We start from the raw sequence: 16,338 nt of genomic DNA on the forward strand, positions 1-16,338 counted from the left end.
AATGAATTTCTATGGAGTGTTTTAAGAATGAAAGATGAAGGAAATGTAGCGGATTATATGGCGTCCTTAAACCGGGCCAGGAGGCGGAGACGGAACCGTCCGCCCTATGGAAAATATGCGCTGGCTGCCGCGGTGGTCTGCGTGGCTGCGGCCGGGATCTTTTTCGGCGGGAGGGCCGTAAAGGGATATATGGATAAAAAGCCGGCGGCAGCAACGGAAACCTCCGGGGAAGGGGAAACGGGCCCTGAAGCCGGGACTCTGGATGAAAGCGCGCTGGCCGCTGAGGAGGCCTCCCGCCAGGCCAGGGATGCGGAGCGGCTTGCCAACGCCCAGGCTGTGGTGGATTCCTATGCCAATATCGGGGTCGTCCAGGTGTCCGGCTATCTGAATATGAGAAAAAAGCCGGAGTCCGGTTCCCAGGTGGTGGGAAAGCTCATGGACGGCAGCGCCTGTGAGGTCCAGGAGACCCTGGACGGCTGGTATCACGTCAATTCCGGCGGCATCGACGGCTATGTGAGCTCTGAGTATGTGATCACCGGCGATGCAGCAAAGGAAAAGGCCCTGTCCATGGTCACAGACCGGGCGGTGGTCACCACCGACAATCTGAATATCCGGGAGCAGCCCTCCACTGACTCCAACATCGTGGGCCAGTGCTTAGAGGGAGAGCGGTATGAGATCCTGGGGGAGGAGGACGGCTGGTACCAGATCGAGGGCGGCTATATCTCCTCTGAGTTTGCGGAAAAGCGGTTTTCCTTAAATGAGGCCAGGAAGCTGGATGTCCGGGCCATGGTCCTCAATTATTATGACAATCCCGGCGTGTCCAATGTGACCAATTACCTGAACATCCGCCAGGGAGCCGGAAAGGACGAGAAGGTGATCGGAAAGCTCCCCAGCTACGCCGGCTGTGAGATCCTGGAGGATACGGGGAACGGCTGGTATAAGATCCGTTCCGGCAACATCACCGGTTATGTGAGCAGTGAGTTCATTCTCACCGGAGATGCGGCCCGCCAGGCAGCCATGGAGCACGCGGAGCTCATGGCCATTGTCAGCACCGACCGGCTGAACGCCCGGACGGAGCCCAGCACCGATGCCAAGATCTGGACCCAGATCTCCAACAATGAGAGATACCATGTGGCCGAGCAGTTAGACGGCTGGGTAAAGATCGAGTTCGACGAGGGCGGAGAAGGTGACGGGGCCGATGAGGTATCTGCGGCCTACGTTTCCACCGATTACGTGGATGTGCGGTATGCCCTGGCAGAGGCCATTAAATTCTCTCCGGCAGAGGAGAGCGCCTCCCTCAGAAGCCAGATCGTAAACTACGCCATGCAGTTTTTGGGAAATCCCTACGTCTGGGGCGGGACAAGCCTCACCCGGGGAGCCGACTGCTCCGGCTTTACCATGTCAGTGATGAAGCATTTCGGCATTTCCCTGCCCCACTATTCCGGGGACCAGGCCAAGCGGGGCACCCGGATCAAATCCAGCCAGATGAGGCCCGGAGACCTGATCTTCTATGGCAACAGCCGTGGAAAGATCAACCACGTGGCCATGTATATCGGCAACGGCCAGATCATCCATGCGGCCAGCAGAAGGAGTGGGATCAAGATCTCTTCCTGGAACTACCGGTCGCCTTTAAAGATCGTGGACGTCATCGGCGACTGATCCTGAATGCATAGAAAGCTCCTTTTTCACACAGAATAAGAAAAAACTGTGTGGGAAAGGAGCTTTTTTATGGGAAATGATGCCAGCGAAAAAAAGGACCAGGAGGAACGGATCCGGGAAAACGGCCAGGTGACCCTGGGAGGCGGGAGGAAGGGACGGATCCATCTGCTGTCCATTATCGGGGAGATCGAAGGCCATGAAAACCTGTCGGGCAGCACTAAGACCACCAAGTATGAGCATATCCTGCCGGAGCTTGCGAAGGTGGAGGACGATCCGGACATCGACGGGATCCTGATGCTCATCAATACGGTGGGCGGAGACGTGAGCTGCGGACTGGCCCTGGCGGAGATGCTGGCGTCCTTAAGCAAGCCCACGGTCTCCCTGGTCATCGGGGACAGCCATTCCATCGGCGTGCCCCTGGCTGTGGCTTCGGATTATTCGTTTATCGTACCCACGGGCACCATGATGGTCCATCCGGTGCGGATGACCGGAATGGTCATAGGAGCTGCCCAGACGTATGATTATTTTGAAATGATCCAGGACAGGATCCTGAGCTTTGTGTCGGAACACAGCCGTATTTCCTACGACGGCTTAAAGGCGCTGATGCATAATACCAGGATGCTGACCCGGGATCTGGGGACGGTGCTGGTGGGAAAGGATGCGGTGGAAAAGGGACTCATCGACCAGGTGGGCGGGATCCGGGAGGCCCTGGCGAAGCTTTACGGGATGATCGGGGAAACAGGTTCTTCCGGAAGAAAGGGGACCGGGGAAAAGCAGGCATAAAACTGGCAGGAGCCTGCTGCAGGGGAGGGGGCCGGGCCTTCCGCCTGCGGCAAGGCTTTTCCGGCTCCCGGATCCCATCCCCCAGATAGAAGTTGCAATTTCCAGAAACTTTATGTATACTATTTAATGAGGGTTTTTGCCCTGATTTTTAGATAGGGGGCTTTCATTTTGGCTGGAAGTAATACAAAAAAGAAGACAACGGCATCAGGAAAGACAGCCGGGAAGAAAACCGCGGGAACGAAGACGACGGCGGCAAAACGGACAGGGACAAAGAAACAGGAGGCGGACAGCAGCTTTTTGCAGTCTGAGGCAGTGATCCTGGGGACCTTTGCCGTCTGTGTATTTTTATTTTTGAGCAATTTCCATATCTGCGGCATGCTGGGGGATATGTTCAGCAGCATGCTCCTGGGAGTGTTCGGGAGCATCGGATACGTGGCGCCTGTCCTTTTATTTTTAGGCACCATCTTTTATGCCTCCAATAAGGGAAATATCCGGGCCGTTTATAAGATGCTGGCAGTGGAGGTGCTGCTGATCGTGCTCTGCGGACTGGCGCAGCTCATCTTCGGCGGCGGATACCAGGAAGGCCAGACCTTTAAGGAGATCTATGAAACAGCCGGGGAAAGCGGCATGGGCGGCGGCGTCATCGGCGGCGCGCTGGTGCTGGCGCTCCATAAGACTGTGGGCGCCACCGGTTCTTACATACTGCTTCTGGTGTTCATGATCCTCTGCCTGGTCTGCATCACGGAGAGATCCTTTGTGATGGCAGTTAAAAAAGGAAGCGGAAAGGCTTACCAGTACGCCAGAGAGGATCACGAGCGGAGAAAGGAGATCCGCCAGGAGAAGAAAGAGGAAGAACGGCTTTTGCGGGAGGAGCAGCGGGTCCAGGGAGTCAATCTGCACTCTACGGATCTTTCAGCCGGGCGGCCGGAGCGGTTTACGCCGGATATGGCCATGCCGGTGACAGAGGAGGATCTGGCCCGTTTCAGTGCTGACAGAAAGCCGGAGGAAAAAATGGAAACGGCTGTGGAACGGGAGGAGAAGGCCCGCGCAGCGGCCAGAAGAGACCGTGAGGAGCGGAGAGCGGCCCTGGGCATCCCGCCCCAGCCGGAGCCGTCCCCTGTACAGGAGGAAAAGGAAGAGACGCGTCCGGATCCGGCAGATGTATTCCGCGGGAATATCACCATGGCCGGAAAGGAGCCGGAAAAGGAGACAGTTCCCTTTGACGAGGATCTGTCCCTTTCCAGGCCCCACAGGGACGAGGATGTATTTCTGAGCCGCAGCAGCCGGGACTTTGAAGATATGGACGTATTCCCGGAGGGAGGAAGGCCGTCCATGGAGCAGACGGCGGCACAGGCTGCCTCTGAAGCCATTCCGGAGGCTGAGACGTTCACGGAGCCCTGGGAGGAGCCGGGAGAGACCATGGCAAAGCCTGGAAAGACAAAGAATGCTCCGGCAGAGCCGGAGGACGACGGCTACTGGCTGGATGAGGATTATGACGGGAACGGGAACCTCCAGAATGCGGAAAAGGACCAGACCGGAGAGCTGGAGTCCCTGGCAGAGCTGGATACAGAGCCTTATGCGGTGACAGAGGATTACTGGGAGCCTGTATCGGTCCAGCCGCCCTATGACGCCAAAGAAGAGCCGGAGCCTGCGCCTGTTTTCCCGGAAGCAGAGGAGATCCAGGCCGGCCGGGTCCTGTCCGGAGCGGAAACAGAAAATACCGGGGAGATCCCGGTCCTCCAGAAGGCAGAGGAGAAAAAGCAGATCGTCACTGCCGCCGGGAAGGTCATCGAGACCGATGCGGAGGAGATCATCCGCCAGAAGGCGGAAAAGAGGAGGCGGGAGGCGGAGGCAGCAAAGGCGGCCGAAGAGAGGCAGGCTGCCGATGCCGCTGTGCGCCAGGAGATCCAGAGAAAAGAGGAAAAACCCAGAAAGCCCTATGTGGCCCCGCCGCTGGAGCTTTTGAAGAAGGGGCCTGGGGCGGCCTCCGGCCAGTCAGAAAAGGAATTTAAGGAGACGGCCATTAAGTTACAGCAGACGCTTCGGAATTTCGGCGTGGGCGTCACCGTCACCAATATCAGCTGCGGGCCCACTGTGACCCGGTATGAGCTCCATCCGGAGCAGGGAGTGAAGGTCAGCAAGATCCAGTCCCTGGCCGACGATATCAAGCTCAACCTGGCGGCCACCGACATCCGGATCGAGGCTCCCATCCCCGGAAAGGCGGCTGTGGGCATCGAGGTCCCCAATAAGGTCAACAGCATTGTGTATCTGCGGGAGCTTCTGGAGAGCCCGGAGATCAGGCAGCACCCCTCCAGCCTGGCCTTTGCCGTGGGAAAGGACATCGGCGGCCAGCCGGTGGTGGCGGATCTGGCAAAAATGCCCCATCTTCTGATCGCCGGCCAGACCGGCTCCGGTAAGTCCGTGGGCATCAACACCATGATCATGAGCCTGATCTACCGATCCTCGCCGGAGGATGTGAAGCTGATCATGATCGACCCCAAGGTGGTGGAGCTTTCTGTTTATAACGGGATCCCGCACCTTCTGATCCCTGTGGTCACGGACCCCAAAAAGGCTGCGGGAGCCTTAAACTGGGCGGTGGCAGAGATGATGGACCGGTACCAGAAGTTCGCCCAGAGCAATGTAAGAGACTTAAAGGGATACAATGCGAGGGTGAAGAGCCTTATGGAGGCCGGGGATGTGCCTGCGGACCAGATCCCTGCAAAGCTTCCCCAGCTTGTGATCATCATCGATGAGCTGGCAGATCTTATGATGGTGGCATCCAGCGAGGTGGAGGATTCCATCTGCCGTCTGGCCCAGCTGGCCAGGGCAGCCGGGATCCATCTGGTGATCGCCACCCAGAGGCCGTCGGTCAACGTCATCACCGGTGTCATCAAGGCCAACGTGCCCTCCAGGATCGCTTTTTCAGTGGCTTCCGGCGTGGATTCCAGAACGATCCTGGATATGAACGGAGCCGAAAAGCTTCTGGGCAACGGCGATATGCTGTTCTATCCGTCTGGCTATCCTAAGCCCTTAAGGGTCCAGGGAGCCTTTGTGTCCGACCAGGAGGTCTCCCAGGTGACGGATTATATCAAGGAGCAGAATGAGGATACAGGCTATGACAGATCGGTGGAGCAGAAGATGAACCAGGGCGGAGGAGCCGGAGGTGCTTCCGGCGGCAGTGACCGGGATACCCTGTTCTTTGATGCAGGAAGATTTATCATCGAAAAGGATAAGGCTTCCATCGGCATGCTCCAGCGGATGTTCAAGATCGGCTTCAACCGGGCTGCCAGGATCATGGACCAGCTGGCCGAGGCCGGGGTCGTGGGAGAGGAAGAGGGCACCAAGCCCAGAAAGATCCTCATGTCCATGGAAGAGTTTGACGCCTTCACAGAGGCAGGGTATTAGCCGGAAGGAAGGCGCGGAGATGGATCGGATGCCGGAAACGGCGTGAAGATACAATGAAACAAGAAGAGGAGAGGGACTATGAAAACAGATATCGAAATCGCTCAGGAAACGAAAATGCTGCCCATTAAGGACGTGGCTGCCCAGTACGGGATCTCTGAAGACGATCTGGAACTCTATGGAAAGTATAAAGCCAAGATCTCCAATGAACTCTGGAATGAGGTCAGGGAAAGACCCGATGGGAAACTGGTGTTAGTGACTGCCATCAACCCGACTCCGGCCGGAGAGGGAAAGACCACCACCAGCATCGGACTGGCCCAGGCCCTCACAAAAGCGGGAAAGAAGACCATGCTGGCCTTAAGAGAGCCGTCCCTGGGACCGTGCTTCGGGATCAAGGGAGGAGCTGCCGGCGGCGGATACGCCCAGGTGGTGCCCATGGAGGATCTGAACCTGCATTTTACCGGTGATTTCCACGCCATTACCACGGCCAACAACCTGTTAGCCGCTCTTCTGGATAACCATATCCAGCAGGGGAACGCCCTGGGCATCGACACCCGGCAGATCCTCTGGAAGCGGTGCCTGGACATGAACGACCGCGCTTTGAGAAATATCGTGATCGGACTGGGAGCCAAGGCCGACGGCGTTGTCCGGGAGGATCATTTCGTGATCACCGTTGCCTCTGAGATCATGGCCATCCTCTGCCTGGCCACAGATATGGACGATCTGAAGGAACGTCTGGGAAGGATCGTTGTGGCATATAATTTTGCAGGAGAGCCGGTGACTGCAAAGGATCTCCATGCGGTGGGCTCCATGGCCGCTCTTTTAAAGGACGCCTTAAAGCCCAACCTGATCCAGACCCTGGAGCACTCGGGTGCCCTGGTCCACGGCGGCCCCTTCGCCAACATCGCCCACGGCTGCAACAGCGTCATGGCCACCAGAACGGCCCTGAAGCTTTCTGACATCACCGTCACGGAGGCAGGCTTCGGCGCAGACCTGGGAGCAGAGAAATTCTTTGATATCAAGTGCCGGAAGGCCGGATTAAAGCCGGATGCGGTGGTCCTGGTAGCCACGGTCCGTGCCTTAAAGTACAACGGCGGCGTTCCCAAGGATCAGCTTTCCACAGAGAACCTGGAGGCCCTTAAAAAGGGTATCGTGAATCTGGAAAAGCACATTGAAAATATCCAGAAATACCAGGTTCCGGTGGTGGTGACCTTAAACTCCTTCTTAACAGATACTCCGGCAGAATACGAGTTCATTAAGAACTTCTGTGAGGAAAGAGGCTGTGAGTTCGCTCTGTCCGAGGTATGGGCCAAGGGCGGCGACGGCGGCATGGAGCTGGCGGAGAAGGTCCTCAAGACCCTGGAGACAAAGGAAAGCCACTTTAAGCCCTTATACGAAGACAGCCTGGGGATCGCTGAGAAGATCGAGACCATTGCAAAGGAGATCTACGGAGCCGGAAGCGTATCCTATTCCCCGGCTGCAAAGAAGGCCATTGCCAAGATCACAGACATGGGCTTTTCTGAGCTTCCGGTCTGCATGGCAAAGACCCAGTATTCCTTATCCGACGACCAGACGAAGCTGGGACGGCCCGAGGGCTTTGAGCTGACGGTCCGCGACGTATATGTGAGCGCCGGAGCCGGTTTCGTGGTGGCCCTGACAGGAGCCATTATGACCATGCCGGGCCTTCCGAAAAAACCGGCAGCCGACAGCATCGATGTGGATGAGAATGGAAAGATCACAGGATTATTCTAAGTAAAAGGAAGAACAGGCGGGGCCCTGGTCCGTATACGGCGGACCCCGCCTGTTTTTGGACTTGACAGAAGGAGAGTGGACAATGAAGATCAGAGACTGGCTTGGAAGACTGGCGTACACCCTGGTACAGGGAAGCCTGGACGAGGATGTGGAGGATGTGGTCTACGATTCCAGAAAGGCGCGGCCCCATACGGTATTTGTCTGCATCAGAGGGAGCGCCAGGGATTCCCATACCTTTATCCCGGATGTCCTGGAGAAGGGCTGCCGGGTCCTGGTGACAGAAAAGGATGTGACGGTACCCGGGGATGTGACGGTGCTCCGGGTGGAAAACGGACGTCTGGCCCTGGCGGAGCTTTCCGCAGCCAGATTCGGCTATCCGGCCGAAAAGCTGGTGACCATCGGGATCACAGGGACCAAGGGGAAGACCACCACCAGCTATATGGTGAAGGCCATCCTGGAGGCCGCCGGTAAAAAGGTGGGGCTCATCGGCACCAATGGGGCTGTCATCGGCACGGAAAAATATGCCACAGCCAACACCACCCCGGAATCCTATCTGGTACAGGAATATTTTGCAAAAATGGTGGAGGCAGGCTGCACCCATATGGTCATGGAAGTCTCCTCCCAGGCCATGATGCTCCACCGGGTGGGCGGCATCTGCTTTGATCTCGGCCTGTTTACCAATATTTCCCCGGACCATATCGGACCAAAGGAGCACGAAAGCTTTGAGGAGTATCTCTATTATAAATCCAGGCTTCTTACGGTCTGCCGGACCGGCGTTGTCAACCGGGCCATGGACCATTATGAAGAGGTGGTCCGGGATGCTTCCTGTACATTGTATACATATGGCCTGGAGCGCGGCGCAGACTTTACCGGAAGCGGCCTCCATTATGCCAGCGACCACCAGTTCGTGGGCGTGGAATTTGATATGGACGGCGCTTTAAGCGGAAGGGTCCGGGTAGGAATGCCGGGACGGTTCAATGCAGACAACGCCCTGGCGGCCCTTTCTGTGTGCAGTCTGGCCCTGGGAGAGGAGGGCCATGATAAAAAGCTCCTCCGCGCCCTGGAAAATGTCCGGGTGGACGGCCGCATGGAGATCGCCCATGTGTCGGAGCGGTGCAGCGTCATTGTGGATTACGCCCACAACGCCATGAGCATGGAAAGCCTTTTATCCACCCTCCGGGATTACAGCCCGAAGCGGCTGATATGCGTCTTTGGCTGCGGCGGGAACCGGGCAAAGGAGCGGCGGTACTCCATGGGAGAGATCGGAGGAAAAATGGCGGATCTCTGTATCCTCACCGCCGACAACCCGAGGTTTGAGAAGAATGAGGATATCATAAAAGACATCGAGACCGGAATGGCAAGGACCAGCGGAAGGTATCTGGTGATCCCGGACCGGAGAGAGGCCATTTTTTATGCGGTGCACCATGCGGAGCCGGGGGATATGATCGCCATTATTGGAAAGGGCCACGAGGACTACCAGGAGATCGAGGGCGTCCGCCATCATTTCCTGGACCGGGAAGTGGTGGAAGAAGCGGTAAAGGAGATAAGATAAATGGAACATGTAACAGTAAAAGATCTGGTCCTTGGAAGCGGCGGCGTTCTGGTCTCGGGGAGTGAGGAAGCGCCCGTCTCCCATATCCGCCTGGATTCCAGGCAGGTGGAGCCGGGAGACCTTTTTGTGCCCCTGCTGGGCGAGCGGGTGGACAGCCACCGCTTCCTTCCCCAGGTGATGGACCAGGGGGCGGCGGCAGTGCTGACCAGCCAGGAGCTTACGCTTCCGGAGGGCGGGGCCGGCTGCGCCGTGATCCGGGTGGAGGATACGAAAAAGGCGCTGCAGAAGATCGGATCCTATCTGCGGGACCGTCTGACCCTGCCGCTGGTGGGCGTTACCGGAAGCGTGGGAAAGACCACAACCAGGGAGATGATCGCCGCCGCCCTGTCGGCCAGATTCCGTGTCTATAAGACCCCGGGGAACAGCAACAGCCAGGTAGGAGTGCCTGTGACCCTGTCAGAGATCACAGAAAATGACCAGGTGGGCGTCATCGAGCTGGGCATGAGCGAGCCGGGAGAGATGACGGTCATTGCAAACATCGCCCGGGTGGACATGGCGGTGATCACCAACATCGGGATCACCCACATCGGCCAGCTGGGCTCCCAGGAAAATATCTTAAGGGAAAAGCTTCACATCACCGACGGCATGAAGGACGGAGGGCTCCTGATCTTAAACGGAGACGATCCTCTCCTTAAAGGTGTCCAGGGCCGGGAGGGCTTAAGGACCGTATACTACGGCACCGGGGAGAACTGTGATTTCCGGGCTGTGGACATCTGCTTTGAGGACGGCTTTCCCTCCTTTACGGCAGTCCATGGAGCAGACCGCCAGAGGGTGCGCTTAAACGTCATGGGGCAGCATAATGTCATGAACGCCATGGCGGCCATGGCCGTCTGCGCGGAATGCGGCATGACCATGGAGGAGGCGGCCAGGGGTCTCCTTACGGGCCAGGGCTTCAAAAACCGCCAGCAGGTCCATGAGACCGGACGGTTTACGATCCTGGACGATTCCTACAACGCCTGCCCGGAATCCATGAAGGCGGCCTTCCAGGTCTTTAAGGAGCTTCACCCGGAAAGGCGCCATGTGGCGGTCCTGGCAGAGATGCGGGAGCTGGGCCGCGAAACAGAAAGCGCCCACAGACAGGTGGGGGTCTTTGCGGCAGAGGCCGGGATCCATCTGCTGGTGACCCTGGGCGCAGAATGCAGGGCGCTGACAGAGGAATTTAAAAAGCGCTCCGGCGCACCTGTGGCAGAGTTTACGGATAAAGACCAGATGACCGCCTACCTGGATCAGGCCTTACAGGACGGGGACTGCGTCCTCTTTAAGGGAGCCAATTCCATGGCGCTTTTTAAGGTGGCGGCCAGATATATGGAAAACAGGCCGGAGTAAAGACCGGAAGACAGAAAGAAAGGGAGGCGGAGGATCTGGAAACAAAGGACAGGACGGCAGGACCGGGAGAGAAGGAGACGGCTCCGGTCTATGCGGATGTGATCATCGACCTTTCGGTCACCAACGTGGACCGGGTCTTCCAGTACAGGATCCCGCCGGAGCTTCTTGGCAGAGTCCGGGTGGGCGTCCGGGTGCTGGCTCCCTTTGGGCGGGGAGATACCCTGCGGAAGGGCTATGTGGTCTCCTTAAGCCATACGCCCTCCTTTGCCCCGGAAAAGCTCAAAGCCCTGAGGGAGGTGGATCCCGGGGCCGTTTCCGTCCAGGAGCAGATGATATGTCTGGCCTGGTGGATGAAGGAACGGTACGGAGCCACCATGAACCAGGCCTTAAAGACGGTGATGCCGGTGAAATCCGCTGTGGCCCCAAAAGAGGAAAAGACCATTGTGGCCCTGCGGTCCCGGGAGGAGCTTTCCGGGCTTTTAAGGGAAGCGGAAAAAAAGAAATATAAGGCCAGGATCCGGCTTTATAAGGCGCTGCTGGAAAACGGGGAGCTGCCGTACCGGCTGACGGCCCAGAAGCTGGGGGTCACAGCGGCCTCCTTAAGGCCCCTGGAGGAAAAGGGGATCTTAAAGATCCGGACCGAGGAAAAAAGCCGGGACCCGGTGAAGGGATATGCTCCGGCTCCAGCCCCTGTGGTCCTCAATGAGGATCAGAAAAGGGCTGCGGCTGCGGTGAAGGCCTCCATGGATGCGGGGGAGGCCAGGACGTGGCTCCTTTACGGGATCACAGGCAGCGGAAAGACAGAGGTGTACATGGAGCTGATCTCCCATGTGCTGGATCAGGGCCGCCAGGTCATCGTTCTGATCCCGGAGATCTCCTTGACGTATCAGACGGTCATGCGGTTCTACCGCCGGTTCGGGAACCGGGTCTCCATCATCAATTCCAGGCTTTCGGCGGGAGAGCGGTACGACCAGCTGGCCCGGGCCGCCAGGGGAGATATCGACATTATGATCGGCCCCCGGTCGGCTCTTTTTACGCCCTTTGAGAGGCTTGGGCTCATCATCATCGACGAGGAGCACGAGGGGGCTTACCAGAGCGAGCTGTCTCCCCGGTATCATGCCAGGGAGGTGGCGGCCATGCGGGCCTCCATGAACCAGGCCACCCTGGTCTTAGGCTCCGCAACTCCGTCTGTGGAGAGCTTTTATAAGGCAGAGCGGGGAGAATACGGCCTGCTGACCCTGGGCCGCCGGGCAAAAAAGGACAGCCGCCTGGCCCGGGTCCATGTGGTGGACTTAAGAGAGGAGCTGGCAGAGGGAAACCGGTCCATGTTCAGCCGGAAGCTTAAGGAACTGATGGAGGAGCGGCTTCTGCGGAAGGAACAGATCATGCTGTTCATGAACCGCCGGGGCTATGCAGGCTTCGTTTCCTGCCGTTCCTGTGGAGAGGCCATGAAGTGCCCCCACTGTGATGTGAGCCTGACGTACCACCGGGACGGGATCCTGCGGTGCCATTACTGCGGCCATGAGATGCGTATGCCAAGGGTCTGCCCGGTCTGCGGCTCTCCTTATATCGCCCCCTTCGGCTCCGGGACCCAGAAGCTGGAGGAGATCACAAAGCGGACCTTTCCCCAGGCCAGGGTCCTTCGGATGGACGCAGACACCACAGCGAAAAAGGGAGCCCACGAGGAGATCCTGGAGGCGTTTATGGAGGGGGAGGCCGATATCCTCATCGGGACCCAGATGATCGTCAAGGGCCACGATTTCCCCAGGGTGACGCTGGTGGGAGTCATGGCGGCCGATCTTTCTCTTTATGCACCGGATTTCCGGAGCTCTGAGCGGACCTTTGAGCTTTTGACCCAGGCATCCGGCCGGGCCGGACGGGGGGAGCTCCCGGGAGACGTGGTGATCCAGACGTATGCGCCGGACCATTTTGCCATTACGGCGGCGGCAGAGCAGGACTACGGCCAGTTTTACCGTCAGGAATTCCTGTACCGGAAAATGATGGGGTATCCGCCGGCAGCGGGCCTCCTCTCCATCCAGCTGAGCTCCAGGAAGGAAGAGGCAGCGGCCGCCGCCATGGAGGATCTCCAGAAATGGATCCGGCGGGAATTTTGCTTTGAGGAGATCTCCGTCATCGGCCCGGTCAACGGTTCTCCGTATAAAGTTAATGATATATACAGAAAAATTTTATATATAAAGAGCGAAAGTTATGATATACTATTAAAAGTCAGAAAGTCTGCCCAGAAGCGGGAAGAGGAAAACGAACGGTATAAAAACGTGAACTTCCAGGCGGCGGTGCAGTAGGAGGAAAGGAAAAAGGACATGGCAATCAGACAGATCAGAGTCATTGGAGACGAAATCTTAACAAAGGCGTGCAAGCCTGTAAAGGAAATGAACGAAAGAACAGAAGAGCTTATCGAGGATATGTTCGAGACCATGTATGAGAACAACGGCTGCGGTCTTGCAGCCCCCCAGGTGGGCATCCGCAAGCGTATCGTGGTCATTGATGTGGACGATGGAAACCAGTACGTGATGATCAATCCGGAGATCCTGGAGACCAGCGGAAGCCAGACCGGGGCCGAGGGGTGCTTAAGCGTACCCGGAAAGAACGGCCAGGTGACCCGGGCGGAGCATGTGAAGGCAAAGGCCCTCAATGAGAATATGGAGGAATATACCATCGAGGCTGACGGCCTTCTGGCCCGCTGCATCCTCCACGAGTGCGACCACCTGGACGGGATCCTTTACGTGGAACGGGTGGAAGGCGAGCTCCACGACAACGATGAAGAGGGTGAAGAATAATGCGTATCGTATTTATGGGAACTCCGGATTTTTCCGTGCCGACCCTGGAGGCCCTGGTAAAGGGAGGCCATGAGGTCCTGGCAGTGGTGACTCAGCCGGATAAGCCCAAAGGAAGAGGAAAGTCGGTGCTCATGACGCCGGTGAAGGAAAAGGCCCTGGAGCTTGGGATCCCGGTATACCAGCCGGTAAAGGTACGGGAGCCGGAATTTATGGAGGTTTTAAAGGGACTGGATGCAGAGGCCTTTGTGGTGGTGGCCTTCGGCCAGATCCTTCCTAAGGAGATCCTGGAAATGCCCCGGTACGGCTGTGTCAACGTCCATGCCTCCCTGCTTCCCAGATACCGGGGAGCCGCGCCCATCCAGTGGGCGGTCATTGACGGAGAGGCGGTCAGCGGAGTCACCACCATGCTCATGGACGAGGGGCTGGATACGGGAGATATGCTGGAAAAGGCGGAGATCCCCCTGGATAAAGAGGAGACCGGCGGCAGTCTGTTTGAAAAGTTAAGCCTTCTGGGCGGAGAGCTGATCCTTTCCACTCTGGAAAAGCTCCAGAACGGGACAGCGGTGCGGACGCCCCAGGGAGAGCCGGACACGCCTTACGCGAAAATGTTAAAGAAATCTATGGGACAGATCGACTGGTCCATGGAGGCAGAAAAGATCGAGCGTCTGATCCGGGGGTTAAACCCGTGGCCCAGCGCTTATACATCCTTAAATGGAAAAACCGTAAAGATCTGGGCGGCGGAGGTGGTCCCGGGAAACGGGACCGGAGTTCCCGGACGGGCTGCGGTTTCCAGGGACAGCCTTCTGGTGGAGACGGGAAAGGATCTTCTTTCCATCAAGGAGCTCCAGCTGGAGGGGAAAAAGCGGATGGATACAGCCGCTTTCTTAAGAGGCTTCCAGGTGGAGGACGGTACGGTCCTGGGAGCATAAGACGAGAGGAGATATGCATATGTTAGGCGGTTATGGAATGTATGGATACGGGTACGGCTACCGGCTGGATCCCACGATCTTCCTGGTGCTCATCGGGGTCCTGTTATCCCTCTGGGCCCAGAACCGGGTCAACTCCACCTTTGCGAGATATTCCAGGGTCAGGAGCTTTTCCGGCATGACCGGAGCGGAAGCAGCCAGGCGGCTTTTAAATGCCCAGGGGATCTATGATGTGACGGTGCAGCCGGTGTCCGGAAAACTGACGGACCATTATGATCCCAGGACGAAGGTGGTAAAGCTTTCGGATTCTGTATACAATGCCACGTCTGTGGCGGCCATCGGCGTAGCCGCCCATGAGTGCGGCCATGCCATGCAGCACAACGAGGGCTACGGGCCGCTGCGGTTCCGCAGCGCCCTGGTTCCCGTGGCAAACTTCGGCTCCCAGCTTTCCTGGCCCATGATCCTTCTGGGGATCTTATTCGGAGGCCTGGGTTCCCCGCTGGTCCAGGTGGGGATCCTGATGTTCAGCCTGGCAGTGCTGTTCCAGCTGGTGACCCTTCCGGTGGAGTTCAACGCCTCCAGCCGGGCCGTGCGTCTTTTGGACTCCCAGGGGATCTTGTCCGGGGAGGAAGTGGACGGCACCAGAAAGGTTTTAAAAGCGGCGGCCCTTACGTACGTGGCGGCGGCGGCCGGTTCTATTTTACAGCTTCTGCGTCTTGTGATCCTGTTTGGAGGAAGAGACCGTGACAATGACTAAGACAGATCCCAGGGAGATCACCCTGGATATCCTTCTGGAGGTCCTGGAGGAGGGAAGACTGGGCCACCTGGTATTGAACCAGGCGCTCCTCAAGTATCAGTACCTGGAAAAGCAGGATCGCTCCTTTATCACAAAGCTGACGGAGGGGACGCTGGAGCGTCTGATCCTCCTGGACGCGGCCCTGGACCGCTTTTCTAAGACAAAAACAGAAAAAATGAAGCCGATGATCCGGACCATTCTCCGGATGTCGGCCTACCAGATCCTTTTTATGGACCGGGTGCCCGATGCCGCCGTCTGCAATGAGGCGGTGAAACTGGCCAAAAAGAGAAAATTCCAGGGGCTTTCCGGCTTTGTAAACGGAGTTTTGCGGACTCTTTCCAGGGAAAAGGGAAAGCTGGAATTTACGGATCCGTCGGTGCGCTTTTCCATTCCCGGATGGATGCTTTCCATGTGGGAGTCTGATTATGGAAAAGAAAAGGCGGAGCAGATCGCAGCCTCCTTCCTTAAGGAGCGGCCGCTGACCGTCCGCTTCAACACCAGCCGGGCTTCGGTGGAGGAGATCCTTAAAAGTCTGGAGAGCCAGGGGATCGCCGCAGAGCCCACGGGCTTTCTGGATACAGTGTACTCCATTTCCGGCTACGACCACCTGGAGGCAGTGGAGGCCTTTTATGAGGGCCTTATGACGGTCCAGGATCCCAGCTCCGCCCTGGCGGCCCACCTGGCCGGAATAAAGGCCGGGGACACGGTCCTGGACATCTGCAGTGCCCCAGGAGGGAAGACCCTTCATGCGGCGGATCTTTTAAAGGGGACCGGACGGGTGGAAGCCCGGGATCTGACGGAATATAAGATCTCCCTGGTGGAGCAGAACCTGTTCCGGTGCGGCTTTGCCAATGTGGAGACGAAGGTTTGGGATGCCCGTATCTTCGATCCGGAAATGGAAGAGAAGGCCGATGTGGTCCTGGCAGACCTGCCTTGTTCCGGCCTTGGGATCATAGGAAAAAAGCCGGATATCAAGCTGCGTCTGAAAAAGGAGGATCTGGGGGAGCTGGCATCTCTCCAGCGGGAGATCCTTTCGGCGGCCAGTCGGTATGTGAAGCCCGGCGGTACTCTTTTATACAGCACCTGCACGGTGGACCGGGCGGAAAATGAGGAAAATGCCGCCTGGATCCTGGAAAATCTTCCGTTCCATAAAAAGGACATCACTGGAAGGCTGCCGGGATCCCTGCAGGCAGACTGCCGGGAAAACCAGATCCAGCTCCTTCCGGGGATCCATGGCTGCGATGGTTTTTTCCTGGCGGCATTTGAAAAAAATAGGGAGTAGGT

The 16,338-nt window shown here is 57.6% G+C and carries 11 protein-coding genes; all 11 read left to right on the forward strand.

Annotated features, from left to right (window positions below; genetic code table 11):
- Positions 1 to 27 precede the first annotated feature (27 nt).
- The 11 genes from ACI6NM_RS01905 to rsmB all read left to right on the forward strand — a co-directional run bounded on the left by ACI6NM_RS01905 (position 28) and on the right by rsmB (position 16,336).
- The gene (locus tag ACI6NM_RS01905; protein ID WP_262427420.1) at positions 28 to 1,659 is read left to right on the forward strand and encodes a C40 family peptidase; all 1,632 of its coding nucleotides are present in this window, start codon (positions 28 to 30) and stop codon (positions 1,657 to 1,659) included.
- A gap of 69 nt (positions 1,660 to 1,728) precedes the next feature.
- Entirely contained in the window at positions 1,729 to 2,442 is a 714-nt protein-coding gene (locus ACI6NM_RS01910; RefSeq protein WP_262427419.1) for a ClpP family protease, read from the forward strand.
- 168 nt (positions 2,443 to 2,610) lie between these two features.
- A complete protein-coding gene (locus ACI6NM_RS01915; RefSeq protein ID WP_262427418.1) occupies positions 2,611 to 5,847 on the forward strand; it encodes an FtsK/SpoIIIE family DNA translocase in 3,237 nt (1,078 codons plus the stop codon).
- A 78-nt stretch (positions 5,848 to 5,925) separates the two neighbouring features.
- Positions 5,926 to 7,596 carry a formate--tetrahydrofolate ligase gene (locus ACI6NM_RS01920; protein ID WP_215652970.1) on the forward strand — a complete coding sequence of 557 codons (1,671 nt, stop codon included), beginning with the start codon at positions 5,926 to 5,928 and terminating at the stop codon, positions 7,594 to 7,596.
- A gap of 82 nt (positions 7,597 to 7,678) precedes the next feature.
- Positions 7,679 to 9,148 carry a UDP-N-acetylmuramoyl-L-alanyl-D-glutamate--2,6-diaminopimelate ligase gene (locus ACI6NM_RS01925; protein ID WP_262427417.1) on the forward strand — a complete coding sequence of 490 codons (1,470 nt, stop codon included), beginning with the start codon at positions 7,679 to 7,681 and terminating at the stop codon, positions 9,146 to 9,148.
- Positions 9,149 to 10,534, forward strand: a complete 1,386-nt coding sequence (locus ACI6NM_RS01930; RefSeq protein ID WP_215652972.1) for a UDP-N-acetylmuramoyl-tripeptide--D-alanyl-D-alanine ligase — start codon at positions 9,149 to 9,151, stop codon at positions 10,532 to 10,534.
- A gap of 98 nt (positions 10,535 to 10,632) precedes the next feature.
- Positions 10,633 to 12,837 carry a replication restart helicase PriA gene (gene priA / locus ACI6NM_RS01935; protein ID WP_262427416.1) on the forward strand — a complete coding sequence of 735 codons (2,205 nt, stop codon included), beginning with the start codon at positions 10,633 to 10,635 and terminating at the stop codon, positions 12,835 to 12,837.
- Positions 12,838 to 12,855: 18 nt separating this feature from the next.
- Positions 12,856 to 13,332 carry a peptide deformylase gene (gene def / locus ACI6NM_RS01940; RefSeq protein WP_022273672.1) on the forward strand — a complete coding sequence of 159 codons (477 nt, stop codon included), beginning with the start codon at positions 12,856 to 12,858 and terminating at the stop codon, positions 13,330 to 13,332.
- The gene (gene fmt, locus ACI6NM_RS01945; RefSeq protein ID WP_262427415.1) at positions 13,332 to 14,261 is read left to right on the forward strand and encodes a methionyl-tRNA formyltransferase; all 930 of its coding nucleotides are present in this window, start codon (positions 13,332 to 13,334) and stop codon (positions 14,259 to 14,261) included. Before def ends, fmt begins: the two co-directional genes overlap by 1 nt.
- A 37-nt stretch (positions 14,262 to 14,298) precedes the next feature.
- Entirely contained in the window at positions 14,299 to 15,015 is a 717-nt protein-coding gene (locus ACI6NM_RS01950; protein ID WP_262427425.1) for a zinc metallopeptidase, read from the forward strand.
- Positions 15,008 to 16,336 (forward strand): 16S rRNA (cytosine(967)-C(5))-methyltransferase RsmB, encoded by a 1,329-nt coding sequence (gene rsmB / locus ACI6NM_RS01955; RefSeq protein ID WP_262427414.1) that lies wholly within the window; start codon positions 15,008 to 15,010, stop codon positions 16,334 to 16,336. The genes ACI6NM_RS01950 and rsmB overlap by 8 nt, the downstream gene beginning before the upstream one ends.
- Positions 16,337 to 16,338 lie beyond the last annotated feature (2 nt).

Source organism: Pilosibacter sp. YYHA0881, from assembly GCF_051602715.1.
GTDB classification, from domain to species: Bacteria; Bacillota; Clostridia; order Lachnospirales; family Lachnospiraceae; genus Alitiscatomonas; species Alitiscatomonas aceti.

Excerpts from the sequence above, each read along its gene's own strand:
- fmt (WP_262427415.1), top strand. The coding sequence starts at position 13,332 with ATGCGTATCGTATTTATGGGAACTCCGGATTTTTCCGTGCCGACCCTG.
- def (WP_022273672.1), top strand. The coding sequence starts at position 12,856 with ATGGCAATCAGACAGATCAGAGTCATTGGAGACGAAATCTTAACAAAG.
- ACI6NM_RS01910 (WP_262427419.1), top strand. The coding sequence starts at position 1,729 with ATGGGAAATGATGCCAGCGAAAAAAAGGACCAGGAGGAACGGATCCGG.
- ACI6NM_RS01920 (WP_215652970.1), top strand. The coding sequence starts at position 5,926 with ATGAAAACAGATATCGAAATCGCTCAGGAAACGAAAATGCTGCCCATT.
- ACI6NM_RS01905 (WP_262427420.1), top strand. The coding sequence starts at position 28 with ATGAAAGATGAAGGAAATGTAGCGGATTATATGGCGTCCTTAAACCGG.
- rsmB (WP_262427414.1), top strand. The coding sequence starts at position 15,008 with ATGACTAAGACAGATCCCAGGGAGATCACCCTGGATATCCTTCTGGAG.
- ACI6NM_RS01950 (WP_262427425.1), top strand. The coding sequence starts at position 14,299 with ATGTATGGATACGGGTACGGCTACCGGCTGGATCCCACGATCTTCCTG.
- ACI6NM_RS01930 (WP_215652972.1), top strand. The coding sequence starts at position 9,149 with ATGGAACATGTAACAGTAAAAGATCTGGTCCTTGGAAGCGGCGGCGTT.
- ACI6NM_RS01925 (WP_262427417.1), top strand. The coding sequence starts at position 7,679 with ATGAAGATCAGAGACTGGCTTGGAAGACTGGCGTACACCCTGGTACAG.